Below are 25,777 nucleotides of genomic sequence, written 5' to 3' on the forward strand. Positions count from 1 at the left end.
CGTGCCTGCCCGGACGCCGGGCCACCGGGGTGAGCAGGGTGCGGCGGTCGTCGACTTCGTGCTGGTCCTGGTGATCCTGCTCCCGCTGTTCCTCGGCATCCTCCAGCTCGCCCTAGTGCTCCACGTGCGCAACACCATGGCGTCGGCGGCCGCGGAGGGCGCACGGTACGCCGCGACCTGGCAGTCGAGCCCGGAGGACGGGATCGCGAAGGCCAGGGCGCAGATCGAGGGGGTCGTCTCGCAGGACTTCGCGGCCGACCCCACCATCGAGGTGGTGGACATCGACGGTGCCCCGGCATACCGGATGACGATCGACGTCACCGTGCCGACCTTGGGCCTGGGCGGACCCGGGGTGTCGTTCCAGGTGAGCGGGAACGCGATCATCGAGCCCGACCCCGACGGCGGCGCCCGAGCCGTCGGCACAGCCGAGCTGGCGGGTGCGGGGTGACGCCGCGGCGCCGGGACGAGTCGGGAAGCGCCCTGGTGGAGTTCGTGTGGCTGGGGATCCTGCTGCTCGTGCCGCTGGTGTGGATCATCGTGTCGGTCTTCGAGGTCCAGAGGGGGGCCTTCGCGGTCAGCGCCGCGGCGCGTGCCGCGGGACGGGCCTATGCCCTCGCCCCGGACGACGAGGCGGGGATGGCCCGTGCCAGGACCGTGGCGCGACAGACCCTGGACGACCAGGGAGCCGACGACATGCCGCTGCGGGTGCGCGTCACCTGCACCACCGGCAGGGGCCACTGCCACGACGGGACCTCCCTGATCACCGTCGAGATCTCCTCGGGGATCGACCTGCCGCTGTTCCCCGAGGCGCTCAAGGACGGCCAGACGAGCTTCGCGCTGGACGCCCGGCACACGGTCCCGGTCGGGCAGTACATCCAGGCCGGCCCCTGATGACCAGGACGTCGTGGACGTTGTGGATGCCGCGCCCGAGAGGGGAGACCGGACAGGTCTCGCTGCTCATCATCGGGTTCTTCCTGGTGCTGCTGCTGGCGGTGGCCACCGTCGTGGACGCCTCGGCGGCGTTCCTGCAACGCCAGTCCCTGGACTCGCTGGCTGACGGTGCCGCGCTCCGCGGGGCCGACCTCGGGTCGGTCGGGACCTACCAGGGCGGCGTACCCGAGGAGCGGCTCGAGCAGGTCGGCAGCCAGGTCCACGAGGCCGTCAGCGCCTACCTCGTCGCGGTGGGGGCGGACCAGCGCTATCCCGGACTGCGGCACGAGGTGCTGGTGGACCGCGACGCAGGCGTGGTCCGGGTGACCTTGCGCGCCCCGCTGGAGCTGCCGCTGCGCGTGCCGGGGGTCGACAAGCACGCCACCATCGGTGCCACCGGAAGCGCCGCAGTGACGGTGCAGCGGTGAGGGTGCAGCGCTGAGGGTTCACAGCGCTCGGGACGTGCGCTTCAGGGCAGTATTGTGGCGTACGACACAGCAGCCGCCCCCGATCGGACACTCTCCACCCGACCTCACGCTGGGACATCTCATGCGCTCTCTCGCCACCGTGCTCCTCACGCTCGTGCTGCCACTCGGCGCCGCGACTGTCGCGGGCGCGACCCCTGCGGTCGCTACGCCGGCCGGAGTCAGCACCGCCGGCAGTAGTACCGGCAGTAGTACCGGCAGTAGTACCGGCAGCAGTACCGGCACGACCCCGAACCCGGCGGCCCGCGCCGCGGCGCTCCTGGGTGCGCGCACGGCCAAGGGGGGCGCCTACTCGCGCGCGGCCCACGGGGCGACCAACCGCCAGCGATCGTCGCGGGACCTGCGGACCCTGCGGCGCAACAAGTGCCTGACGGGCTTCGCCAACCGGCACGCCAACAGGATGGCCGCGCAGAAGCGGATGTACCACCAGGAGCTCGCCCCCATCATGGGCACGTGCGACCTGCGGGGCGCCGGGGAGAACGTCGCCTACGGCTATGCCTCGGGCCGGGCAGTGGTCAACCAGGGCTGGATGAACTCAGCCGGGCACCGGGAGAACATCCTGCGACCCGAGTTCCGGCTGATGGCCGTGGGGGCCGCAAAGGGCCCGGACGGGTCCTGGTACGTCGCCCAGGTCTTCGGCCGCTGATACCGGACGCCACACCCCGATGACCCAGGCTTCGACAGGGTCACCGGGGGCGCCGTAGTGTTGCCGCCGTGGCAGGCCCAGATTTCGACGCGCAGATCAAGCAGCTCCAGGCGACCATGCACACCATCGAGCAGGTGCTCGACCTGGACAAGATGCGTCGGGAGATCGCCGACCTCGGGGACCAGGTGGCGGCCCCCGACCTGTGGGACGACCAGGCGAACGCCACCCGGGTGACCGGCCGTCTGTCGACGCTCCAGGGCACCGTGGACCGGTTCATGGCACTCTCGGACCGCATCGACGACCTGGAGATCATGCTCGAGCTCAGCCAGGAGGAGGGCGACGCGGAGTCGCTCGCCGACGCCGAGAAGGAGCTGGGCAGGATCCAGAAGGCCGTGGAGTCGCTGGAGATCCGCACCCTGCTCTCCGGTGAGTACGACGAGCGAGAGGCCCTGGTCTCCATCCGCTCCGGTGCCGGGGGAGTGGACGCCGCGGACTTCGCCGAGATGCTGATGCGGATGTACACCCGCTGGGCCGAGCAGCACAACTACCCCGTGGAGGTCTTCGAGACCTCCTACGCCGAGGAGGCCGGGCTCAAGTCCGCCACCTTCGCCATCCACGCGCCGTACGCCTACGGCAACCTCTCCGTCGAGGCCGGCACCCACCGCCTGGTGCGGATCAGCCCCTTCGACAACCAGGGCCGCCGCCAGACCAGCTTCGCCGCCGTCGAGGTGGTCCCGGTGCTGGAGCAGACCGACGAGATCGAGATCCCCGACGAGGAGATCCGCGTCGACGTCTACCGTTCCGGCGGCCCGGGCGGCCAGTCAGTCAACACCACCGACTCCGCGGTGCGACTGACCCACCTGCCCACGGGCACCGTCGTCTCCTGCCAGAACGAGAAGAGCCAGCTGCAGAACAAGGCCAGCGCCATGGTGGTGCTCAAGGCCAAGCTGCTGGCCCGCAAGAAGGCCGAGGAGAAGGCGCACCTGGACGAGATGCGCGGCGACGTGCAGGCCAGCTGGGGCGACCAGATGCGCAACTACGTGCTCAACCCCTACCAGATCGTCAAGGACCTGCGGACCGGCTACGAGGTCGGCAACCCGAGCGCGGTCTTCGACGGCGACCTCGACGGCTTCCTCGAGGCCGGCATCCGCTGGCGCCGCGGCACCGACCAGGACGAGGCCAGCTAGTCCGCACCAGCTAGTCCGCACCAGGACGTGGTACGGAGCCATCCCCGTGTGCTCCGCACGACGTCCGGCGCAGTCAGCTAGCGCCTGCGCAGGTCGGGCTCGACCAGGGCCGGCGGGCCGTAGCCCCGGTCCGCCTTGAGATTTGACTACGCTGGCTCCTGCCATCCGCTGGGCGGACCGCGGTGCCCTGCGGGGTCCGCGCAGAGCCGGCATCAACGGCGGCGATGTGGGCCTCGCAACACCCAGCGGGACCCTTTCGGCGGGGCGGCGGCAGGGACTGGTCCCCTCGCGTACCCTCGGTCCACGTGATTCGATTCGAGAAGGTCACCAAGGCCTATCCCGGACACGCCCATCCCGCTCTCGACCAGGTCTCGGTCGATATCGAGAAGGGCGAGTTCGTCTTCCTGGTGGGATCGTCGGGCTCCGGCAAGTCGACGTTCCTGCGCCTGGTGCTCCGCGAGTACCGGCCGAGCTCGGGTCGCGTCTACGTGGCTGGCAAGGAGATCAACCGCCTCGCGAGCTGGAAGGTGCCGCGGCTGCGCCGGGACATCGGCACCGTGTTCCAGGACTTCCGGCTGCTGCCCAACAAGACCGTGACCGAGAACGTCGCCTTCGCCCTGCAGGTGATCGGCCGCTCGCGTGCCGACATCAAGGACCTGGTGCCGGAGACGCTCGAGCTGGTCGGCCTCGACGGCAAGGGCGACCGGATGCCTGATGAGCTCTCCGGCGGCGAGCAGCAGCGCGTCGCCGTGGCCCGCGCGTTCGTCAACCGGCCGATGATCCTCATCGCCGACGAGCCCACCGGCAACCTGGACCCCACCACGTCGGTGGGCATCATGAAGCTGCTGGACCGGATCAACCGGACCGGTACCACCGTGGTGATGGCGACCCACGATGCCGGCATCGTGGACCAGATGCGCAAGCGTGTCATCGAGCTCGAGCACGGCCGCGTGATCCGCGACCAGGCCCAGGGCGTCTACGGCGCCCAGAACTGACGAGAGGTACTCCCACACCATGCAGCTGCGGTACGTCTTCTCCGAGCTCGGACAGGGGCTGCGACGCAACCTGTCCATGCACCTCGCCGTCATCCTGACCCTGTTCGTCTCCCTCACCCTGGTCGGTCTCGGCGTGCTGTTGAACCAGCAGGCCAACAAGGCCGCCGACCACTGGGGCAGCCAGCTGCAGATCACCGTGTGGCTGTGCAAGGCCAAGGACTCCAACGCCGCCTGCACCGGCGAGGTGACCGGCGCGCAGCGCGACGCCATCGTCAAGGTCGTCGAGGAGAACCCCGAGGTGGCCGACTACCACCTGGAGTCCAAGGAGGAGGCGTTCGGCAAGGTCAAGGAGCTCCTCGGTCCTGAGCGCTTCGAGGGTCCCAACCCGGCCGCGACGGCCGACGACATGCCCGAGTCGGTCTGGATCGAGCTCAACGACCCCGAGCAGTACGACGGCATCATGTCCGCGGTGCGCGGGCTGGACGGGGTCTCCGGCATCCGGGACATGCGCGAGACCCTCGCGCCGATCTACGGCTCGATCAACGCCCTGAAGTGGGGCGCGCTGGGCACCGCCGCATTCCTGGTGCTGGCCGCGCTGCTGCTGGTGGGCAACACGATCCGGCTCGCAGCCTTCGCCCGCCGCAAGGAGATCGGGATCATGCGGCTGGTCGGAGCCTCCACGCTCTACATCGCGCTGCCGTTCCTGCTGGAGGCCCTGGTGACCGCGCTCGCGGGGGTGGTGCTCGCCTCCGGCGCTCTGGCGGCGTTCATGTGGTTCGGCATCCACGAGCGCGCGGGCGACGACCTGAAGTTCATGCCCTGGATCGGCACGGGCGAGTACGGCATCGCCGTGCTGGCCGTCGCGGTCCTCGGACCGATCCTCACCGTGCTGCCGACACTCGTGCTGACCCGCAAATACCTCAAAGTCTGACCTCGCTCCGATACGGTCGACGGGTTCACTTCCCCGAACACCTAAGGCAGCCTGGTGCGTCACTTCCCCCGTACCGCGCGCCGACGGATGGTGTCAGCCGCGTTGGCCGCCACCATGGCCGTCGGTGTGTCCACCATCCCCTCGGCGTACGCCGACGACCTCAAGGACAAGCAGCGCAAGGTCCAGAAGGACATCAAGTCCGCCCAGTCCGACCTGCACGCCTCCAGCCGCAGCATGCAGCGCGCCACTGCCAAGCTCGCGGCGGCACGGGACCAGCTGGCTGGTGCCCAGGTGGCGCTCGCGGCCGCTGAGGGCAAGGCGGCGGACGCCGCGGTGCGCGACGCGCAGATGCAGGTCGAGCTCGACGAGGCCACGGCTGCCCTGGAGCAGGCGCAGACGGACCTCGCGCTGGGCCGTGGCCTGATGAACGAGCAGCAGGAGCAGGTCACCGCCACGGTCACCGACTTCTACCAGCAGGGAGACCCCCAGCTCCTGGCGTTCGCCTCGCTGCTGGACTCCCAGACACCGGCCGACCTCACCAGGCAGAACGAGCTGCGCGACGGCATCGTGGACCGTGAGGCCCGGGTCTACCAGGAGCTGCAGGCGGCGAAGGTGCTGCTGAAGATGCGCGAGCAGCAGGTCGAGGACGCGAAGGAGGCGGTGGCGCTCAAGCGCCAGGCAGCGGCCGACCACCTCGTCGTGATGCAGAGCCTGGAGGCAGAGGCCGCAGCGGCGAAGGCGTCCGTCGTCTCCCTCGTGGGGGCGCGTGCCACCGCTCAGCGTGCGGCGGTGCGCGCCAAGCGGGCCGACGAGGCTGCCTTGGCGGACCTGGAGCAGGAGGAGGCGAAGATCAGCGACATGCTGCGTCGTCGTGCTCTCGCTGCGCTCCGGGCTCAGCGTGCCAAGCAGCGCGACCAGGGCCCGGCGTCGCCGGGCAACTCCGGCGGCTTCCTCGATTCCCCGGTCGGCGGGACCCTCTCCTCGCCGTACGGCTACCGGACCCACCCGATCTACGGCTACTGGGGACTGCATGACGGCCAGGACTGGGCAGCCGGCTGCGGGCAGCCGCTGTACGCCGGAGCCGACGGCCGCGTGGTCTCCTCCTACTCCAGCACCGTCTACGGCCGCCGCCTGGTGATCGACCACGGAGCGGTCTCCGGGGTCGGTTTAGCCACGATCTACAACCACGCCACCAGCTACACCGTCGGGGTCGGTGCCAGGGTGACCCGCGGCCAGGTCATCGGGTACGTCGGTGACTCCGGCTGGTCCACCGGCTGCCACCTGCACTTCACGGTGATGGCGAACGGCAGCACCGTCGACCCGCGCAACTGGCTGTGAGGTCCGCGGCTGTTGCTCCTGGGCCGCGGTAGCCGCCCGCCGCCAATCCCCTGGACGCGCTTGAGAGGATGTCCCCATGGCCAAGGAGCAGGGCACCAAGCCGATCGCGCAGAACAAGAAGGCGCGTCACGACTACCACATCGACGACACGTGGGAGGCGGGCATCGTCCTGGTCGGCACCGAGGTCAAGTCCCTGCGGCAGGGTCGAGCCTCCCTGGTCGACGGCTTCGCCGAGGTCGACGGGGGAGAGGTGTGGCTCCACCAGGTCCACATCCCCGAGTACACCCAGGGCACCTGGACCAACCACGCCTCGCGCCGCAAGCGCAAGCTGCTGCTGAATCGCGCCGAGATCGCCAAGATCGAGCGCAAGGTCTCCGACTCCGGCTACACGCTGGTCCCGCTGCAGCTGTACTTCAAGGACGGGCGCGCCAAGGTCGAGATCGCCCTGGCCAAGGGCAAGAAGGCCTACGACAAGCGGCACTCCCTCGCGGAGCGCCAGGCGAACCGTGAGAAGGAGCAGGCAGTCCAGCGTCGGCTCAAGGGGTTCAAGGACTGACGTGGCGCACGAGGCTCCAGCTGCTCCCACCCCGCCGGCCACGGGCGCGGTGCTCGTCGCCGAGGCCGCGCAGGTGCGGGACTGGAGCCGCCGTCAAGGGCTGCCGGGGCTGTTCGACGTCCACACGCACTTCCTGCCGCCGCGGGTGATCGAGAAGGTCCGGGCGCAGTTCGACAGTGCCGGTCCGCTGATCGGGCGGCCGTGGCCGCTGCGCTACCGGGACACCGAGGAGGCGCTGGTCGAGGTGCTGCGCTCCTTCGGGCTGCGGCACTTCACCGCGCTGCCCTACGCCCACAAGCCCGACATGGCGGAGTTCCTCAACGACTGGGCAGCGGGCTTCGCCAGCCGCACCCCGGAAGCACTGCACTGCGCCACGTTCTTCCCCGAGCCGGAAGCGGCCGACTACGTGCGCAGGCGCCTCGAGTCCGGCGCGGAGGTCTTCAAGGTCCACGTGCAGGTGGGCGCCTTCCATGTCACGGACCCGCTGCTGGACCGGGCGTGGGGCGTGCTGGCCGAGGCTGGGACGCCGGTGGTCCTGCACGCGGGCTCCGGTCCCATCGCCACGCCGTACACGGGACCGGGGCCGGTGGCCGAGCTGCTGGGGCGGCACCCACGCCTGGCGCTGGTCATCGCTCACATGGGCGCCCCGGAGTACGCCGAGTTCCTGGCGCTCGCGGAGTCGTACGAGCGGGTCCGACTCGACACCACCATGGCGTTCACCGACTTCTTCGCCGGCATGGGCGGGGTGTATCCGCCAGACCTGCTGCCGCGGCTGGCGGACCTGGGGGACAAGGTGCTGCTCGGCTCCGACTTCCCGAACATCCCCTACCCCTACCTGCACCAGCTCGAGTCGCTGGAGCGGCTCGACCTCGGGCACGACTGGTTGCGTGCGGTCTGCTGGGAGAACGGCGCAGCACTGTTCCAGCGCTGACTAAGGCCAGGCCGGCTCCTATCGGCGCCGGGCATAGCGGATATCCCCGTTGGGGAGGCGTTCGTGCAGGTACCGGTCATCGTGGATGCGGTGATGATGGTGGCTGCACAGCAGCACGCCGTCGGCCAGGTCGGTGGCACCACCGGCGCTCCAGGGCGTGAGGTGGTGGGCCTCGCACCAGGTGGCGGGGATGTCGCAGTCCGCCGCTCGGCAGGTCTGGTCGCGCACCGCCAGGGCCCGGCGTTGCGCGGGGCTGAAGAGTCGCGCACTACGGCCGAGGTCGAGTGGCTCCGAGGCGGTGCCCAGGACGGCGGGCACCAGCTTCGCGGTGCAGGCGAGCCGCCGGGCCTCTCCGGCGCTGATCCGCTCGCCGTTCTGCAGGGTGGCGGTCCCGAGGCCCTCCAGCAGGGCGGTCAGGTCCATGGTGAGGACCAGCGTGGTGGCGTCGCCACCGTGCAGCGGGAGCCGGCTCGGGTCGAGCCCCTCCAGCAGCGCGCAGAACGCCCGGCCGAGCCTCGTGGGGTACGGCACCTTCTCGCCGAGCAGGCTGGACGCGCCTGTGCCGGATGCTCCGGTGTTGGACGACCCCGTGCCTCGCTGGCGCGGGGAGGTGAAGGCCTCGAGCGTGCTCTGGAGTCGGGTGGCGACGGACACCGGGACGCGAGCCTTGACCAGGGCAGTGCCGTCGCCGAGGTCGCGGATCGACATCGTGCATCCGGTGCGGGCTCTGCGCTCCTGGTCCAGGAGCTTCTTGCGCTCGGTGTCCTCGAAGAGGTCCGGCGCCACGACCTCGAGGATCTTGGCGCCCAGACGCCGTAGCTCCGTGGGGCCGAAGTGGCGTGCCTCGGCGATCAGGTGGGATTCGGCCTGCTGCCGGATCGCCGGGGTGACGCCGCTGGCGGGGTCGGTGGGGAGGTCGTCCAGGGCGCGAGCGATGGCGTGCCCCTGGTCCGGGTTGACCCGGCCCTCGTCCAGCGCTCCGCCGAGGGCGTGCCACCGGTGCTCGATGGCGTTGGCCAGGCACTGGGTGCGCCGATGGGTGGCTCGATGGCCGCGGGTGCGCGCGGTGAGCCAGGCTGCGATGTCGCGGTGTCCCTCGGAGTCGGCGACGTCGGCAGACGCAGCGGTGACCCGGAGCTGGAGGGCGTGCAGCCGGGTCGTCGCCTGATCCAGGGCGAGGAGTGCCTGTCGTTTCTGGGCCACGGTCATGAAGAGCGGGTCCACACCGGCGACCTCCCGCAGCGCCGCCACGATCGCGTTGGTGCACGCCAGCACGGGGTGTTCAGTTGAGGACGAAGGGTCCATGGACCGGCTCCTGGCATGAGGACGACAGTGAATCCGTCGACAGCAACGGCGAGGAGCCGCGCATCATCGAGGGCCTATCCATGCCAGGAGACCGTGGTCACCCCGTCCGGCACCGGCAGCCCGGTGCACTGATTCGATCGTACATCTGTTCGAATAGATGCGCAAGGGTTCCCGTGGCACGCCCGCGGTGGAATACCGGTCGTGCTTTGCCGGTTGGGCACCGTAGACTGCACGACACAACTCAAGAGGGGCTGATCGGTTTCGACTTGGGACGTTAGTTCCAGGAGAAGCGGGTCGAGAAGCCAGCGCCATCTCGTAAACGATCGCTGGAAAACACAGTTGCCAACTCTAATCGCAACGACTTCGCTCTCGCTGCCTGAGCAGTGATCGAAGGGTCTGACCGGGCATCCGTCTCCGTCCCGGATCCAGGCCTCATCTAGGGGACTTGCTGATCGCTTCCTGTCAGGAGGGGTGATCGGGACTTTTTCCTGACTGGGCCTGTCGGCGACGTGTCTGTGCGAGCGCCGGGGCCGAGAAAAGCGACAACACTGACTGCACCCGGAGAAGACCTGGATCGGCGCTCGAGGACCGGGGTTCGATTCCCCGCAGCTCCACCACGAGGGCTTTCCCGAAATGGACCCGAACCGTTTCCCGAAATGGGACACGGTTCGGGAGGCCCTCACCAGCCCCCTCTAGCTACAGAAGGGCCCCACCACGTTCGTGGTGGGGGCCCTTTTGGCTCCTCAGGCGGGTGTTCTCATGCGGCGGTTCGCTCGAGGTGCTCGAAGACCTCGTCGCCGCGGAGCACGAGGCTCTCGATGAGTTCTCCGTCGACGGGGTGGTTCATCAGCGGACTGGCGAACTGCTCGCCTGATTCGCGGCCGTGCTTCTCCAGGATGCGGATGTTGTGGCAGGCGGCTGCTGCAGCGACGGCAAGCGTCACGAGTGGCAGGCCGACGACCTGGACGAACCCTCGTCGGACGTCCTCGGTGCCGCGGTTCTTGATGTTGCCGAAGACGGCCTCGACGGCGGAGCGCAGGGCGTAGATGAGTCCCCACTCCTTGCTGCCCCAGTACTCCTCCTGCAGGTACTTCATGGGCGTGCCGGACTCGATCTGGATAGTCTGCTGGGTGCAGCACCGCGGAAGATCCTGGTCGACCTCGGCCTCAGGGGGGTGCGGTACGACGGGTGCCCCCGCCTGTCGGGCCAATCCCACGGTGCCCGGGCGGAGAGGGCATCCGACGGTGCCGGCGACGGCAGGACACTGCCACCGGGTGATTCCCAACTTGGGATCGTGCTCACCTGCTGCCGTCTTGCCCGGCGAAGCCAAGGGGCCCTTGACCATGCGCAACGCGAACTTCTCTCGTTCCGCGATCTGCTGCCTGAACTCGGTCTGCTTCTCGGGTTCGTCAGACGGCACCAGCGTCTCCAGGTGAGCGCCCATCCTGGGGCAGTGGGGGCGGCCGTCGATCACCTTGGACCCGTACTGGTCCATGACGCCGGGCTTGTCGGCACGCAGATCGAGAACCTGGTGGATCCGCCGTCGCCACAGCTCCATGGCCCATCGGTCGAATCGCTTGTAGCCGTAGTGTCGGTCGCCGATGAGCCGGACGAAGGGTGCGCGTGCCCGGATCTGGTCGATGAGGCGCAGGGAGACGTCGACGACGTCCTCGTTCGCCGGGGTGAGCTCGAGCGCCTGGATCAGGACGGGGAGCGCCTGCTTGCCTGCCGGGTCGTTGGTGTTGACGATGACGTGGGCCTTGTAACCGTAGATGCCGACCTGCGCGCCGCTCTTGGCCGTCTTCCCACCCCATGCGGCGTCGGGACAGAGCCACGGTGCAGGATCCTGCCGCTCCTTGTGCTCTCCCTTGACCTCGGTTGCGTCCGGTGTTCCATCGGGGTCCGGGTCCTCCACGTCGCCCGGGGTCGCGTTGTCCTGTGCTTCCGCGGCGCGGGAAGAGTCGTGCGGCGGCACGTCAGCGGTGTCTTCGTCGGCGAGGGGCCGGTCTTGGCCGCCTCCCAGGTGTCGAGAGCTGTGAGGAGCCTTGGACCATGCCCAGATGCTGGTGTCGTCGATGGCGTAGGTGCCGTGCTCGATGTTGATGAGGTGCGTCCCCTTGAGCAGGCGGGTGACGAAATCGGTGACCACTGCGTGGCGTTCGGCCTGCCGGGTCTGCAGAATCGCCCGCTGGTCTGCGTGGGGGAGTTGCCGCTCGGCGTCGGTGAGGCAGTCGGTCGTGTAGGAGAGGTTCCTCCCGAGGCCTTCGGTCATTGTGTAGAGCTGCTTGCGGGTGAGCTCTCGGACCTTCTTCTTGTCCTTGTAGACGACGATCCCGAACTCGATTCGGGTGGGGAGAGGGAGCGACTGGGCGACGACGTACATCTGCTCGATGGTGGCCTGTCCGGTGGTGAAGACGGCGGTGAGTTGGAGGGCGTAGTAGAGGGCGCCGTCCAGTCCCGCCTTCTTGCGGCCGCGGTTGGAGCTGCGGCAGTGGCGGTCCAGGACCTCTCCGACTCCGGTCGTTTTCACGAGCCAGTGGTGGCGTCGGAAGGCGGCGTCGAGCTGGGCCAGGAGGTTCGGGTGGAGACGAACGATGGCGGAGATATTGGGCTCCTTGATGTCATGCGTCGTGAGGAGAGACGCGAAGTCCGGGTCGATTCCCTCTGCGGTGTTCGAGTTCTTCGTGGGCGTGGAGCTGGACATGGGAGTGGGTCCTGTCGTCGTGGGTTGAATGACGACCGGGACCGTGAGGACCCGTTGAACCGGGGCAATCGCGACACCGGCTGGGCCGCCGGCGAGACGGGTGAGGTCCGTCACGCCGGCGGCCCCCGGTGTCAGCGCATACCTCGCACGTCCCCTTCGGCAGGCAGGTGCTCCATGAGTTCGACGAGAGAGCGAGCCGTGGTCAGGCCGGCTGCCTGCAGCAGCACGTGCAGGGGAGTGGTGCGCTGCAGGTGGGTGGCCAGCCACGTGGAGCGCAGCCGTGCCTGAGCCAGGTCCGGGACCTCCTTGCTCAGGACGGCTCGGGAGAAGACGGCGGCGGCGACGTTGGCGCGCTCGGCATCGCGACCGAGCAGCAGGCGCCCACGCTTGGCGCCTTTGATGCCGATGCGTACCAGGTCCTCGTACTCGCGCAGGACCCAGACCTTTCGGTGATGCCGGTTCTCGGTGTTGTCCTTCGTCCTGCGGAGGTTGGTCACGTGGACCTCGATGCCCGTGTCGGGGCCGTGGTCGATCACGTCGTCGCCTTCGAGCCGCTTGAGGTCGGTCGAGTCGATGCCAGCGCCGGCCCCGAGTCCGACGAGCAGACACATCTGGCGCACCAGGAGGTCGCTGGGCTGGACGCGGGCCACCCGCCGGATCACCGCCATCTCCGCCAGGGAGTACGGCGGGGCGACAGTGCGGTGAGCCAGCGGAGGCCCCTTGACCGGAGCCTCGTCGGGATGGATCTGGTCGGCCATGGCCATCAGCCGCGAGCGACGGGTCTGACGGGTGGCCCGGCCGGCGTCGACGAGCACCTCGGTGTCGTAGCGGCTTACGTTCGTCCGGGTGAGTACCGAGGGCTGAAGCGGGAGTTCGACGGTGCGGACCCAGTGGAAGAAGTACGCCAGGTGCGTCACGTGCTTTCGCATGCTGTCGTCACCACGCACCGAGGAAGCGGCCAGCGTGGTCTCGACTGCGCTCTTGAGGTGGTCCCACTGCGACCGGACCGGCTCGAGCGGGATGTACTCCTCGCGGATGAATGTCTGCATGGACTCCGGCAGGGATGCTGCCCTGGCTTGACGGTCAGCGTTGGCTGCGGCCAGTGCGAGCCGCATCTGGCGCGCTGACGGCTTCCGGCGGCGGGGAGCAGGAGCAGCGGGCTCGTTGAGGGTCTCGGGGTGGTGGTTCTCTCGTGCCGGGGACTGTGGGCTGATGGACACGTTGGACGGACCTCCGGGTGCTGGGTGGACGAGTGCGTCGGCCTCGGTTGTCGCCTCGAGGTCGTCGTCACCGTGCCTGCGTGACGCCGTGGTGCAGTCGCCGAGAAGGACTGCTTCGTCGCTACGAGGCCCAGCCATGGGTCCCGTCCCTTCACGCAAGATCTCGCGGTAGAGCGCGTCGTCGACCGTCGGCAACAACGGCGCTGCTTCGGTGGCGGTGCGACGAGTCGCGCCGATGCCGCGGAGCGTCTCGGCCAGGGACTCCCGCATGGGGTGGCTCAGGGCGTGCACGTGCTGCGTCCGCCGTACCTGGGACTTGCTCAGATCGACAGCCAGTCCCGTGGCGACGGCGCGCGCGTGCGCCCACTCGGAGGCGCTGACGTCCTCCGGGCTACACAGGGACGCAGCGAGAACTGCGTCCTGCTTGGCGGCGGAGAGGAGGAGCGACCACGTCTCGTCGGAGTACACCAGCACGGCGGCATCGGGCGACGTGGGCTTGTCCGAGGTGCGCGACTGACGGTCTTCGGTGCCTAAGACCTGGACGCTGCTCGCTGCTTCGGCCGAGGAGGATCCGGCGTTCAGGCTGGCCCGGGTCTTCAGTACCCGCCGTACCCGAGCCCGGACGTTGCCCAGAGCGCCGTCCCCCAGGCTGGTGGGGTTGGCGCGCAGGAACCGTTGGAGGGAGTCCTCGGACAGCCCCTCGTCCAGGTCGTTGACCAGGGGCATAGCCCAAGCGAGGAGCTCAAGGACGGCGCTTGCGATGCGACGTGCCTCGGTGACGCCGGCAGCTGGTGCAGCTGAGATCCAGGGCTCGAGCTCGGCGCGGTGCCCATTCCAGACAGCCGCCGCACGCTCGCTTCGGGGGTTGTAGTCATCTGCCCAGGTGCTGAGGTCGCCGGCGGCGCGGCCATGCCAATCCTGTGTGGTGGTGCCGGTAGTAGGGACGATGTTCTGGGTCTTCTTCGGCTTGCTCATGCGGCGGACCGTCCCGAGTTGCCCCGAGGGTGCCAATCACTGCCGCCCGCGTTCTCTCGTGGGGGAGAAGACAGATTCGGCTGCCGCTGTGAGCTGCAAGGCAGCCCCAACTGGTGACCCCGGGTCACAAACGATTCAGACCCCCGCAGACGTCGGGGCAAACGGCCCGACGCTGCGGTGAGCCAGCTGGAGCCACATGATGAAGAACCAGCCGTCACAGCTCGTCCCCGCGAGCGTGACCAACACCGGCACTGACAGGGCCGGCGTCCGGACGTTCGCCGCCGAGGTGGTGCTGATCCGCAACTGGGTGGAGACGATCCGCCGCTGCGCGACCGTCACCGCCCACGGCACGCTCGGAGGTCAACTCCCCGAGTGCGAGGAGCTCTTGGAGCTCCTCGAGGCCAATGAGGCAGCCATCCTCTCCGACATCCCTGACGGAGCCGCCCTGCTCGACAGGCTGGCGGGCTGGGAAGCCAGCTTGTTGCACGCCGCCGGACATGTCCCGCCTTCTGACTGCCTGATCTGCCAACGCGCCAAGGCGATTCCCGACTCCATGCCCGCCGAGTACGCGTGGGCCATGCGGGTGATCGACGAAGCAGCCTGAGATAGACGCGAGGGGTCGGAGAACCAGACTGGTTCTCCGACCCCTCGACGCGTGCGGCTGGCCCCGAGTGGGAGTGACTGCGCTTCCGAGGCCATTGACGGACGGTGATGCTCGCCGCCGGGCACGCAGTCAGATCCGGTTCGGCAGGCACCTTGAGAACTCAACAGAGCACGCAGCCGCGTGAAGCCACGAGCGAGCTGGCCAGGCGACCATGAGGAGGTGATATTACGTCGTCTGTCCGCTTGGTCGTGGCTTCGGCTGTCGACACAAGGATGATGGGCCAAGATGAACCCATGCCAATCCGGGAAGACGTGTGGAACGACCTCATCGACTTGGAACCCGGGACCCTGAAGAACAGGGGACCTCTCGAGACCCGTTGGGGCGCCGAAGCGACCCTTGAGTTGCTGGACGCGGGTCACTTGGTCGCCGAGGGGGGGAGGGTCGGCCGGACCAAGGCGTCGGTTGACGCTGAAGCTCTCTGGGCCGTCATCCCCGAGGACGGTTCGACCATTGGAAACCAGCGCGCCCGTGAGCAGCTCGGCTGGAAGAGCGAACGGCGCTACGACACGTCGAAGGCCCTGCTGCTCGCCACCGGCGAGATTGCCGTTGGCCGCGGCCGCGGCGGCTCGGTCCGGCGCATCAGCGATCAGCGGGGCGAGCCTGGCGGATCGGCGCCGACCCCCGCTCTGGCACAGGGCTCTCCCGCCGCTCGCGCTGGAAAGCCCAGGGCAACCAAGCCTGTGAAGGACAGCAAGACTCTTGAGCAGCGGCTGTGGGAGGCAGCTGACGCGCTGCGCGGCAACCAGGAACCCAGCGAGTACAAGCACGTCGTCCTCGGTTTGGTCTTCCTGAAGTACATCTCCGACCGGTTCGAGGCGCGACGCCGAGAACTCGAGGCCGAGCTTGTCGCGGACGGGATGCCCGAGAACCGGATCGGCGAGTTCCTCGAGGCGCGCGACGAGTACACCGCCGAGAACGTCTTCTGGGTGCCGGAGGACGCCCGCTGGGAGTCGATCCAGGCACGAGCGAAGCTCCCCACCATCGGGACCGACATTGACACCGCGATGGACCTGATCGAGAAGGAGAACCCAGTCATCCGCGGTGTCCTACCGCGGAACTACGGACGAGAAGGCCTCGACAAGGGCCGCCTGGGGCAGTTGGTCGATCTGATCGGCTCAATCGGGTTCACCGAGACCGACGACCACGGCTCCGACGACGTCCTCGGCCGGGTGTACGAGTACTTTCTCGGTCAGTTCGCTGGCAAGGAGACCGGCAAGGATGCCGGCGCCTTCTACACGCCCCGCAGCGTGGTCAAGACCCTCGTCGAGATGCTCGAACCGTTCGAAGGCCGCGTGTATGACCCCGCATGCGGCTCCGGGGGCATGTTCGTTCAGTCCGCGGAGTTCGTGAAGGCCCACGGTGGGAGCACGGACAAGATCTCGGTCTATGGCCAGGAGTACACCGATGCGACCTGGCGTCTGGCCAAGATGAACCTCGCCCTTCGTGGCATCGAAGCGGACCTTGGCGAGCGCTCCGCCGACACCTTCACTGCTGACCTGCACCCCGATCTGCGGGCCGACTTCATCCTCGCCAACCCGCCCTTCAACGTCTCCAACTGGTGGGACGCCAAGCTTGCTGACGATCCCCGCTGGACGTACGGCACTCCACCCGCCGGCAACGCCAACTTCGCATGGGTGCAGCACTTCATCCACCACCTTTCCCCGAAGGGCACGGCCGGGTTCGTCCTCGCCAACGGCTCCCTCTCATCGAAGTCGGGCGGTGAAGGCGAGATCCGACGCAAGTTGGTGGAGGCAGACCTCGTCGACTGCATCGTGGCCATGCCGGACCGGCTCTTCTTCAACACCGGCATCCCGGTCAGCCTCTGGTTCGTATCGAAGGAGCGCCGTGGCAATGGTCATCGCGACCGCCACGGCGAGGTCCTCTTCATCGACGCGCGCAAGCTCGGCCGGATGGAGACGCGACGTTTGCGGGTCCTGGCGAACGAGGACGTCGCCCGAATCGCGGATGCCTACCACGCCTGGCGCAACCATGACGGTCCTTACGAGGACGTTCCCGGCTTCTCCATGGCAGCCGACCTTGACGAGATCAAGGCGCACGGCTTTGTGCTTACTCCGGGGCGGTATGTGGGCGCCGAGGCAGCCGCGGTCGATGAAGAGCTGATCGTCGACAAGATCACGAGGCTGACCGAGGAGTTGTACGCGGAGTTCGACCGCGGAAGTCAGCTCGAGGTTGAGGTGCGTCGTCGCCTGGACGGTCTAAATCGTCGCCTGGACGGTCGAATTTGACGCGCCGCCGCATCGTGCTCGCCGACGCTTTGGCTGCGCTCATTGACCACCGTGGGAAGACCCCGAAGAAACTCGGTGGCGATTGGACGACTGACGGCCATCGCGTGGTGTCCGCACTCAACATCAAGGGAAGCCGCGTCGACGACAACGACCACCACTACATCTCGAACGAGATGTACGAACGGTGGATGAAGGTGCCGTTAGCGGCGGGGGACGTGCTCTTGACCTCGGAAGCACCAACGGGGGAAGTCGCATACCTGTCAGAGCAGCAGGATTGGGCGATCGGTCAGCGACTCTTCGGTCTCCGCGGCAAACCCGATCTCCTTCACGGGCGTTACCTGTTCTACGCGCTGAGGGGCGGAGACGCCCGTCATCAGATGCTGTCGCGAGCCACTGGGACCACGGTCGCCGGGATCAGACAGTCCGAGTTGGTCAAGATCGAACTGGACCTTCCTCCCGTCGAGGAGCAACGTGCGATCGCCGCCACCCTCGGCGCCCTCGACGACAAGATCGAGTCCAACCGCCGCGCGGCAACCCTTGAACTCGCGCTCGCTGCGACGGTGCTTGCCAGCGGAACCGAAGCGATCCGCGTCGGCGACATCGCCGGCGTCGATAAGGGTCTTTCGTACAAGGGCTCGGGCCTCGATGACGGCTCAGCGACGGATGCAATCCCGATGGTCAACCTTGCGAACTTCACCACGTCGGGAGCGCTCAAGCCAGACGGCCTGAAGTACTACACCGGCGACTTCAAGCCGAAGCATCGCCTCGCGGCGTGGGACCTCGTCGTGGCCAATACGGACCTCACCCAGAGTCGGGAGATCCTCGGGCGAGGTTTCCTCGTCCCAACGACACTGCAAGGGGCTCTGCACACGCACCACACTTCGGTTCTTCGGTTCCGTGAGCGTTCGGAACTCGCGCCCTTTCTGTGGGCCGAGCTGCAATCACCCGAGTTCCGCGACCGTGCGAAGGGGTTTGCGACCGGAACGACCGTGACCGCACTGCCCGGAGAAGCACTGCTGGACTTCGACTTCTCAGTCCCCTCCGATCCAGAGCCAGCGCTGGCCGCGGCGCGTGGACTGATTGAGCATTCCTGGCAACTCGCGAGCGAGTCAGCCGCGCTCACCACAACACGCGACGCACTGTCGCCCGAGTTGCTCTCTGGTCGCATTCGCGTGCCAGAGGCCGCCGCCGTCGTACAAGATGGCACCGGGTAAAGGGAGGCAGTCGTGGGCAAGTCGGACTATCCGGTCAGGGAGCTCGTTGCCAAGATCGAGCGCGGGGAACTGCAGCTGCCGGAGATGCAGCGCAAGTACGTGTGGACGGCCACCAAGGTGCGTGACCTGCTGGACTCGCTGTATCGAGAGTATCCGTCCGGGGTAATCCTCACTTGGCAGCCGGCGGCGAAGGTCGAGACCCGGGCGTTCGCGGTGGACACCAGCACCGATGCCGTTGCCGCGCCCCTCCTGCTGCTCGACGGACAGCAGCGCCTCACCTCGCTGTCCGCGGTACTACGCGGTGAGCCGGTCACGGTGAAGAACCGCAAGCGCCCTGTCGAGATCCTGTTCAACCTCGACCACCCTGATGAGCTCACCTTCATCACCGAGGTGGCCGAGGACAACGACAGCCACGAGGACGCCGACGACGCGGACGACGCGGACTCCGATCTGATCACACGGGTGAACCGCCGGGCGTTCGTCGTAGCCAGCAACCAAGTTGCCGCCTTGCCCAATTGGGTCAAGGTGACAGACGTGTTCAAGAAGTCTGACTCCGAGCTGCTCAAAGCGGCTGGAGTCACGGGCTTCGACGATCCCAACTACGAGCGCTACTCGGCACGCCTCCAGCAGTTGCGGTCAATCGCTGACTACTCCTACCGCGTCGACATCCTAGAGCCATCGAAGTCTTACGAGGAGGTCACTGAGATCTTTGTGCGCGTCAACTCGCTCGGAGCCAAGTTGCGCAGCTCTGACCTTGCGCTGGCCCAGATCACCGCCAAGTGGAACGGGTCCCTCGCACTGTTCAACGCTTACCAAGCGGACGTCACTAAGCGCGGCTTCGACCTCGACCTCGGCGTCCACCTGAAGAACCTCATCGCGATCATCACCGGACAGTCCCGTTTTCTCACAGTCTCGTCGATGACCCAACAGACCCTCGAGGTCGGATGGAAGCGAACCAAGCGGGCCATGGACTTCGCGGTCAACTTCGCCCAACAGAACATCGGCGTTGACAGTCCCACCCTGCTGTCGTCGCCGTTCCTCATGATCGCCACCGCTTACTGGGGCGCGCAGATGGACTACAAGATCTCGGACGCAGACGCCGCCGCGTTCAGGAAGTGGTTCCTCCTGGCCAACGCTAAGGGTCGCTACTCCCGAGGTTCCACTGAGACGTTGCTTGATCAGGACCTTGCTGCGCTTCGATCGGATGACAAGGTGGGTGGACTCAACCAACGACTGATCCAGCAGGTCGGACGACTCGACTTCACCGCTGCCGACTTGGCTGGCCGTACATCCCGCAGCGGCGCCTTCAAGACGATGTTCCTTGCATTCCGCGCCGACAGCGCGAAGGACTGGGCGACGAATCTACTCATCAGTCCGAAGCTTGCTGGACAAGCCGACAAGATTGAGTTCCACCACGTCTTCCCGAAAGCATTCATGAAGAAGGCGCGGCCCGACATCGACGGCCGCGAGGTCGACGACATCGCCAATCTCGCCTTTATCAGCTCCAGGACCAACAAGGACATCAGCGCCAAAGCACCGGCCGACTACGCGCCTCACTACTCCAAGGAGCTTCTCGCGAAGCAGTTGGTCGTCTTTGACGACACCAACGCGGTGCCTGAGGCATTCGAGAAGTTCGTCATTCAGCGCCGCGAGCTGATCGCTGCGCGCCTCAACGAGTACCTTGACGTTGCGGAGAGCCAGTGATCGGTCTAGACGAGTCTGTGATCGAGCAAGCCGCGCTCGACTACCTCCGCGAGATCGGCTACGCGATCGAGTTCGGCCCGAACATTGGCCCCGGGGGGCCCGCGGAGGAGCGCGCCTCGTGGGACGAGGTGTATCTGTTCGACCGGCTTCAAGCGGCGGGCCAACGACTCAACCCTGATCGCGCCGACCTGGTTGACGAGGCGATCAAACGCCTGCGTCGCGCGGAGTCCCAGTCCGAGCTCACCGAGAACCTTCGCGTCCACCAGCTCCTCATAGATGGGGTGCCAGTTGAGCACCGAGGCTCTGACGGCCAGGTGCGAACGGCCTACGTCCGGCTCATCGACTTCGACGCCCCTGACAACAACGACTGGCTGGCCGTCAACCAAGCCGCGATCACGGGGAACCGCAATCGTCGCCCCGACGTGCTTATCTACCTGAACGGCATACCGGTCGCGCTACTCGAGCTGAAGAACTCCGCCGACGAGCACGCGACGTTGCGCACTGCCTGGAACCAGGTGCAGACCTACCGAACCGACATCCCGACGGTTTTCACGGCCAACGCCGTCACCGTCATCTCAGACGGCACGTCCGCGGCGATGAGCTCGTTCACCGGCGCCTTCGAGCACTACGCACCGTGGAAGACCATCGACGGCCGTGACGTCGTCACGAACAAGCCCGCCCTTGAAGTCCTCCTCAAAGGCGTCTTCAACCCGACGCGGTTCCTCGATCTGCTGAAGAACTTCGTCGTCTTCTCCGACGAGGCCCACGGCATGGTGAAGCGCGTCGCGAAGTACCACCAGTACTGGGCAGTCAACGCAGCCGTCGAGTCGACAGTCGAGGCGGCCGGCCCAGCCGGCGATCGCCGCGGCGGCGTCGTCTGGCACACGCAGGGCTCGGGCAAGAGCATCGAGATGCTCCTGTACGCCGCCAAGGTGATGCGAGACCCCCGGATGGGCAATCCGACCCTGGTCCTTCTTACCGACCGCAACGACCTGGATGACCAGCTCTTCGGTGAAGTCTTCGCGCCCGCAACGATCCTTCCCGAGAAGCCTGTCCAGGCCGACTCCCGCGCCCACCTCCGCACGCTGCTGCAACGTGTCTCGGGCGGCATCGTCTTCACGACGCTCCACAAGTTCGCACCCCTCGCCGGCGAGGATGTCAACCCGGTCCTCACCGACCGTCGCAATGTCGTCGTTATTGCCGATGAGGCGCACCGGTCGCAGTACGGCTTCAACGAGACCCTCGCCTCCGATGGAAACTTGAAGGCCGGTCTCGCCAAGCACATGAGAGACGCACTCCCCGGCGCCACATTCTTGGGGTTCACTGGCACCCCGATCGAGTCCGGGGACAAGTCGACTCGCTCGGTGTTCGGGAACTACATCGACGTGTACGACCTGACCCGCGCGGTCGAGGACGGCGCCACAGTGAAGATCTACTACGAGTCCCGTCTGGCCAAGGTCGCCCTCTCAGAGGCCGACATGACGGCGCTTGATGAGCTCGCCGAGGAGATCACCAGCGAGGTCGACGAAGACCAGGCCCTCAAGACGAAGTCGAAGTGGGCCCGCCTCGAGGCCGTCGTGGGCGCCGATGAACGCCTGGACCTGATCGCAGCCGACGTAGTCCAGCACTGGGAGAAGCGTCGGGAAGCGATGCTGGGCAAGGCGATGATCGTGGCGATGTCGCGCCGCATCGCCGTGCGGCTCTACGAAAAGATCGTCGCTCTCCGCCCCGACTGGCACTCCGACGACCCAGCAGCCGGACGCATCAAGGTCGTGATGACCGGGTCCGCGGCAGATCCGCCCGCGTTCCAGCCCCACATCCACTCCAAGGACGTCCGACGAGACCTCAAGTCTCGGGCGAAGAACCCGGACGACGCGCTAGAACTGGTCATCGTCCGCGACATGTGGCTCACCGGCTTCGACGCCCCTTCGATGCACACGATGTATGTGGACAAGACCATGCAGGGAGCCGGCCTGATGCAGGCCATCGCCCGCGTCAACCGCACCTTCCGTGACAAGGAGGGCGGCTTGGTCGTCGACTACATCGGCGTCTTCTCAAACCTCCAGAAGGCACTGGTCGAGTACTCGCCCTCCGACCGGGATCAGGCTGGCGTCCCGATCGAAGAGATCGTCGATGCCATGCTCGAGAAGCACGACGTCGTCCGAGGACTGCTCCACGGATGTCCGTACGACTCCTCGCCGGACCTCACGGCCGGACAGCGGCTTGCTGAACACGCCATGGTGCTCGACTTCGTCATGGCCGACCCGGACCGGCAAAAGCGCTTCCTAGATCAGGTCCTGGCGCTCGCCAAGACCTACGCCCTCGCCGGAGCACGGGAAGAAGCCGCGGTCATCCGCAATGACGTACGCCTCTTCACCGACGTCCGCGCTGCGATCCTCAAGATCCTCAACCCCGACTCCGGACGCGGCGGTTCCGGCGCCGTGGAAATCGACACCGCCATCGGACAACTGGTCAACGAGGCGGTCACCGCCGACGAGGTCATCGACATCTACAAGCTCGCCGGAGTGGAGACCCCGGAGATCTCAATCCTTTCCGACGAGTTCCTGGACTCTCTGGCGCACAAGGACAAACCCAACCTCCAGCTCGGTCTCCTACGTCGGATCCTCAACGATCGGATCAAGACCGTCTCCCGATCGAACCTGGTGCAGTCACGGAAGTTCTCTGAACAGCTCGAAGAAGCAATCAACAAGTACACCAACCGGTCTCTCTCGACCGCGGAGATCATCGCCGAACTTGTCAAGCTCGCCAAAGAGATGCGTGACCAGGCCAGCCGCCACGATGAGCTCGGCCTGTCCGTCGCGGAAGCCGCCTTCTACGACGCGATCGTTCAGAACCAGGCGGCCGTCCTCGAGCTGGGCGACGACAAGCTCAAGAAGATCTCCGTAGACCTCGTCTGGTCAGTGCGCAACTCGGCCACCATCGACTGGCAGCACAAGGATTCCGTCAAGGCAAGCATGAGGTCGAAGATTCGCCGCCTCCTCGCGATCAACGGTTACCCGCCCGACCTAGAGGAAAGGGCAATAGAGCTCGTCCTCGAGCAGGCTGAACTACACGCCGTGAGCGTGTGACGGTCCGGTCGTAGCCAACGCTTTCGGGTCCACAGGCTGGCTGTCAGACGGCTCACTCGATCGAAGATTCGCACCGTGAAGCCGTCCCACCTCTCGACACTGAGCTCTCGATGCACCGAATGGCCCTGTGACTCGGCCATGTTTCCCTAGGATTCGAGGAAACGGGGATGGGAGCTGCCGCTGTGGCCATGAAGAAGATGAAGAAGACAGTCGCCTTTTACGAAGTCCGCGACGAGAATGACCAGCCAATGGCGGGGGAGGACTGGCAGCGGCATCTTCAAGACCTACTGCGTCGCCAGCACATCGAGGGCGTCGCCTCTGTGCGGCATGCGATCGAAGGGCTCCGGCACTATGGCCAGGCATACGCGCATGAGAGTGAGCTCAGCCTGGTCATCGCGCGCGAGAGGGATGAGCCGCCTTCCTCGTTGGATGAGGCATCGGGCGAGATAATCGATGAGTCCACGCAGGTCAATCGACCGTGGGTAGAGATCGGGGTCGCCTCGTTCGTTGCAGGTACCAACATCTTCGGATACGTCCTTGGGGGTATGTCCGCTCCCCGCGCAGGGGCTGTCGCGCAGTGGATCAACGTGGACGGGCGAATGTTCGGCGAGCCTGTCTCGGTGCGCCCGTATACGTCAGAAGCGCTCGTCAACTTCCTTCAAGATGGATCCTCTGAGGCCCGGATGGTGAGTGTCCAGCTTGATGCGGGTCAGATCTACGGTGAGCAGGTCGAGGGCGCAGGTCTTTTTTCTGCAACGCAGCAAATTGGCCGAGAACTGGATCTCGGACCCGAAGTCGACGTAGAGGTCATCTTGCGGATTCGCGGACGCTCGGACGGTGCCACGGAGACCACCCGACGCACTTTGGCAGATCTGGGTCGTGGCCTCCTAGGCCGACGTGTTCGGGGAGCGCAGGCGGAGGTCGTCGACTTCGACCCGGATTCGTTGATGGAACGGGAGATGGTGGACCTCGTCAAGCACCGTATGGCGACCAAGGAGGACGTCTCGGTCATGGATGCCGAGGGCGAAGGTCGTCAGGTCCGCATACCGTCTGCTATCAACGCGATCAGCCGCGCGGCCAGCCGTCTCCAGATCAGCGGATAGTGCGGGTGTCGGTGCTCGCGTCTAGCCTCTCCGTCCTGACATGAGGGGGCAGTTATGAACAGCAGCGCACCTACACCCGACGAGCGCACGGTGGTAGCCAAGATCATCGACTGGTGGCTGGGTCGGGTTTGGCCGGATTGGGCAATCGTCGCACTTGTCGTTCTCGTGCATCTTGCGCTGTATAGATGGGGCCCGTGGGTTGACTGGGCCATCCGAGACATACCAACCGAACAGCGGCGCTTCATCTATGTCGGTCTAGCTACCGTGGCCGCTCTCGTGGCTGGTAGCAACAACACGGCTGTGGGCTCGTATGTTTCCTCGGCGGGCGATGTCATGAAAGACATCAGAATCAGTCACGGCAGGTCGATGCGCAAGAGTCTTAGAAGCAACGGGATCTGGTTGTGGCTAGTTGCTGTTGTGTCTCTGGTCTGCATCGCCTTGGATCCGATGCAAGCCGCCCACCCTGGGCGCACGCGCGGCGCTGCGTGGGTTGCCGAGGCGGCGCTCTTGCTCATCATCGTCAAGTACGGACGGCTTGTCATGATGCAGGACGTCCTACTCGCCGCAAACGATCTATCGCGTCAGCGTGAGGTCGTGAAGCAGCGTGCCCGAGAACCGCGACAGTTCAAGCGACCAGTTGTGAAGTGAGCGTGGAAGTGAGTTCCGGATGCGCCCCGAAGACGTTTCGTGAAAGACACAACAAGGGAGTCGCCCGTGGCATTGGCCAGTAACAAACTCATCGCGACTATCGACGCGGCCGTGGCGGTATCAGCCAGCGAGGTCGAGAAGTTCGTGGAGGCCGCGCGGCGCCGCCTTCCGGACATGCCTGACAGCGACCTGATCATCGCTTTGGAACGTTCCTACACAGGTCTCGTTGCTACGACTGGCGCTGCCGCTGGCGGTGTTGCTGCTGCCCCGGGGGTCGGCCTCGCTAGTGGAGCGCTCGCCGCGGCTGCGGACGCCAGTGCGTTCACAACAGCGACAGCTGTGTACGTACTCGGGGTCGCTTCTGTCCATGGCATTGCCGTCGAGGAGATCGAGCGTAGGAAGGCATTGATCCTGACGGTGTTGGTTGGGCCCGGCGGTGTGGGTGTCGTTGAGAGAATTGCCGGACGCACAGGCGCCCATTGGGGTCGCCGAGTTACACAAGCCGTTCCGCTTACGACAATCCGCCAGATCAATCGAGTCCTTGGACGCAACGTCGTCACCAAGTACGGGACCAAGCAAGGCATCCTGGTGATCGGCAAGATGGCGCCGTTCGGCTTCGGCGCTGCCATTGGGGCTGGTGGCAACGTGGCGCTAGCTCGTATGGCGGTCCGCTCCACCCGTTCGGCCTTTGGCCCGCTCCCCTCGGCTGCGGATGAGGCGTCAGCATCCAAGTGACCCGAGATCGTGTGCAAACTCCGCAGGTGCCGTGTGCAGCGCCTAGGACTAGTTGCACTGGATGTCCTGAGTCGCTCCTGAACGGCGATTTCGGGGAAGCCCTCACCACGACCAAGAGGTCTTCGCAGAAATCAGCGGAGATCTTCGCAGCATCACCGGTCCCGGCGGCGC

Annotated in this window: 21 protein-coding genes and 1 other RNA gene; 19 read left to right on the top strand and 3 right to left on the bottom strand. The window is 66.6% G+C overall.

All coding sequences use genetic code 11. From position 1 onward, the window contains the following. The first annotated feature begins 1 nt into the window (after window position 1). From C0R66_RS05235 to C0R66_RS05280, 10 genes are all read left to right on the top strand, one after another. The gene (locus C0R66_RS05235) at window positions 2-448 is read left to right on the top strand and encodes a TadE/TadG family type IV pilus assembly protein (RefSeq protein WP_101523809.1); all 447 of its coding nucleotides are present in this window, start codon (window positions 2-4) and stop codon (window positions 446-448) included. Further along, window positions 445-891 carry a hypothetical protein gene (locus C0R66_RS05240; RefSeq protein WP_101523810.1) on the top strand — a complete coding sequence of 149 codons (447 nt, stop codon included), beginning with the start codon at window positions 445-447 and terminating at the stop codon, window positions 889-891. The genes C0R66_RS05235 and C0R66_RS05240 overlap by 4 nt, the downstream gene beginning before the upstream one ends. Before the next feature lie 26 nt (window positions 892-917). Next, entirely contained in the window at window positions 918-1,358 is a 441-nt protein-coding gene (locus tag C0R66_RS05245) for a Tad domain-containing protein (RefSeq protein WP_101523811.1), read from the top strand. Window positions 1,359-1,479: 121 nt separating this feature from the next. Continuing rightward, complete coding sequence (locus C0R66_RS05250) at window positions 1,480-2,061, top strand: CAP domain-containing protein (protein WP_101523812.1); 582 nt, start codon at window positions 1,480-1,482, stop codon at window positions 2,059-2,061. A gap of 68 nt (window positions 2,062-2,129) precedes the next feature. Next, on the top strand, window positions 2,130-3,248 hold the full coding sequence (prfB, locus tag C0R66_RS05255) for a peptide chain release factor 2 (protein WP_101523813.1): 1,119 nt from the start codon (window positions 2,130-2,132) through the stop codon (window positions 3,246-3,248). Between the two features lie 305 nt (window positions 3,249-3,553). After that, complete coding sequence (ftsE, locus tag C0R66_RS05260) at window positions 3,554-4,243, top strand: cell division ATP-binding protein FtsE (RefSeq protein WP_101523814.1); 690 nt, start codon at window positions 3,554-3,556, stop codon at window positions 4,241-4,243. A 19-nt stretch (window positions 4,244-4,262) separates the two neighbouring features. Beyond that, a complete protein-coding gene (gene ftsX / locus C0R66_RS05265) occupies window positions 4,263-5,174 on the top strand; it encodes a permease-like cell division protein FtsX (protein ID WP_101523815.1) in 912 nt (303 codons plus the stop codon). Window positions 5,175-5,228: 54 nt separating this feature from the next. After that, window positions 5,229-6,512, top strand: coding sequence for a M23 family metallopeptidase (locus tag C0R66_RS05270; RefSeq protein WP_158647905.1), 1,284 nt, complete (start codon window positions 5,229-5,231; stop codon window positions 6,510-6,512). A gap of 76 nt (window positions 6,513-6,588) precedes the next feature. Then, window positions 6,589-7,068, top strand: coding sequence for an SsrA-binding protein SmpB (smpB, locus tag C0R66_RS05275; protein ID WP_101523817.1), 480 nt, complete (start codon window positions 6,589-6,591; stop codon window positions 7,066-7,068). Window position 7,069: 1 nt separating this feature from the next. Continuing rightward, a complete protein-coding gene (locus tag C0R66_RS05280; RefSeq protein WP_241901584.1) occupies window positions 7,070-7,999 on the top strand; it encodes an amidohydrolase family protein in 930 nt (309 codons plus the stop codon). An 18-nt stretch (window positions 8,000-8,017) separates the two neighbouring features. Here C0R66_RS05280 and C0R66_RS05285 read toward each other — a convergent pair whose 3' ends face one another. Next, window positions 8,018-9,304: an HNH endonuclease signature motif containing protein gene (locus C0R66_RS05285; RefSeq protein WP_101523819.1), complete on the bottom strand. Its 1,287-nt coding sequence runs from the start codon at window positions 9,302-9,304 to the stop codon at window positions 8,018-8,020. 247 nt (window positions 9,305-9,551) lie between these two features. Between C0R66_RS05285 and ssrA the strand changes: the two genes are divergently transcribed. Next, window positions 9,552-9,921, top strand: a transfer-messenger RNA (tmRNA) gene (gene ssrA, locus C0R66_RS05290). Between the two features lie 140 nt (window positions 9,922-10,061). Here ssrA and C0R66_RS05295 read toward each other — a convergent pair. Both C0R66_RS05295 and C0R66_RS05300 read right to left on the bottom strand, forming a co-directional pair. Next, on the bottom strand, window positions 10,062-12,008 hold the full coding sequence (locus tag C0R66_RS05295; RefSeq protein WP_101523820.1) for a transposase: 1,947 nt from the start codon (window positions 12,006-12,008) through the stop codon (window positions 10,062-10,064). Window positions 12,009-12,139: 131 nt separating this feature from the next. After that, window positions 12,140-13,954 (bottom strand): hypothetical protein, encoded by a 1,815-nt coding sequence (locus C0R66_RS05300; RefSeq protein ID WP_101523821.1) that lies wholly within the window; start codon window positions 13,952-13,954, stop codon window positions 12,140-12,142. Between the two features lie 445 nt (window positions 13,955-14,399). On the opposite strand from C0R66_RS05300, the gene C0R66_RS05305 reads away from it, so the two are divergent. From C0R66_RS05305 to C0R66_RS18590, 8 genes are all read left to right on the top strand, one after another. Then, window positions 14,400-14,807: a hypothetical protein gene (locus C0R66_RS05305; protein WP_101523822.1), complete on the top strand. Its 408-nt coding sequence runs from the start codon at window positions 14,400-14,402 to the stop codon at window positions 14,805-14,807. Between the two features lie 293 nt (window positions 14,808-15,100). Further along, entirely contained in the window at window positions 15,101-17,113 is a 2,013-nt protein-coding gene (locus C0R66_RS05310; protein WP_199286828.1) for a class I SAM-dependent DNA methyltransferase, read from the top strand. Beyond that, complete coding sequence (locus C0R66_RS05315) at window positions 17,110-18,327, top strand: restriction endonuclease subunit S (RefSeq protein ID WP_101523823.1); 1,218 nt, start codon at window positions 17,110-17,112, stop codon at window positions 18,325-18,327. Before C0R66_RS05310 ends, C0R66_RS05315 begins: the two co-directional genes overlap by 4 nt. 12 nt (window positions 18,328-18,339) lie before the next feature. Continuing rightward, complete coding sequence (locus C0R66_RS05320) at window positions 18,340-20,031, top strand: GmrSD restriction endonuclease domain-containing protein (RefSeq protein ID WP_101523824.1); 1,692 nt, start codon at window positions 18,340-18,342, stop codon at window positions 20,029-20,031. Window positions 20,032-20,048: 17 nt separating this feature from the next. After that, window positions 20,049-23,120 (top strand): type I restriction endonuclease subunit R, encoded by a 3,072-nt coding sequence (locus C0R66_RS05325; protein ID WP_241901585.1) that lies wholly within the window; start codon window positions 20,049-20,051, stop codon window positions 23,118-23,120. A 188-nt stretch (window positions 23,121-23,308) separates the two neighbouring features. Continuing rightward, window positions 23,309-24,223: a hypothetical protein gene (locus C0R66_RS05330; RefSeq protein ID WP_158647906.1), complete on the top strand. Its 915-nt coding sequence runs from the start codon at window positions 23,309-23,311 to the stop codon at window positions 24,221-24,223. 54 nt (window positions 24,224-24,277) lie between these two features. Continuing rightward, window positions 24,278-24,871: a hypothetical protein gene (locus C0R66_RS18585; protein ID WP_158647907.1), complete on the top strand. Its 594-nt coding sequence runs from the start codon at window positions 24,278-24,280 to the stop codon at window positions 24,869-24,871. Window positions 24,872-24,937: 66 nt separating this feature from the next. After that, window positions 24,938-25,606 carry a hypothetical protein gene (locus tag C0R66_RS18590; protein ID WP_158647908.1) on the top strand — a complete coding sequence of 223 codons (669 nt, stop codon included), beginning with the start codon at window positions 24,938-24,940 and terminating at the stop codon, window positions 25,604-25,606. Window positions 25,607-25,777 lie beyond the last annotated feature (171 nt).

This window comes from Nocardioides houyundeii (assembly GCF_002865585.1).
GTDB lineage: Bacteria > Actinomycetota > Actinomycetes > Propionibacteriales > Nocardioidaceae > Nocardioides > Nocardioides houyundeii.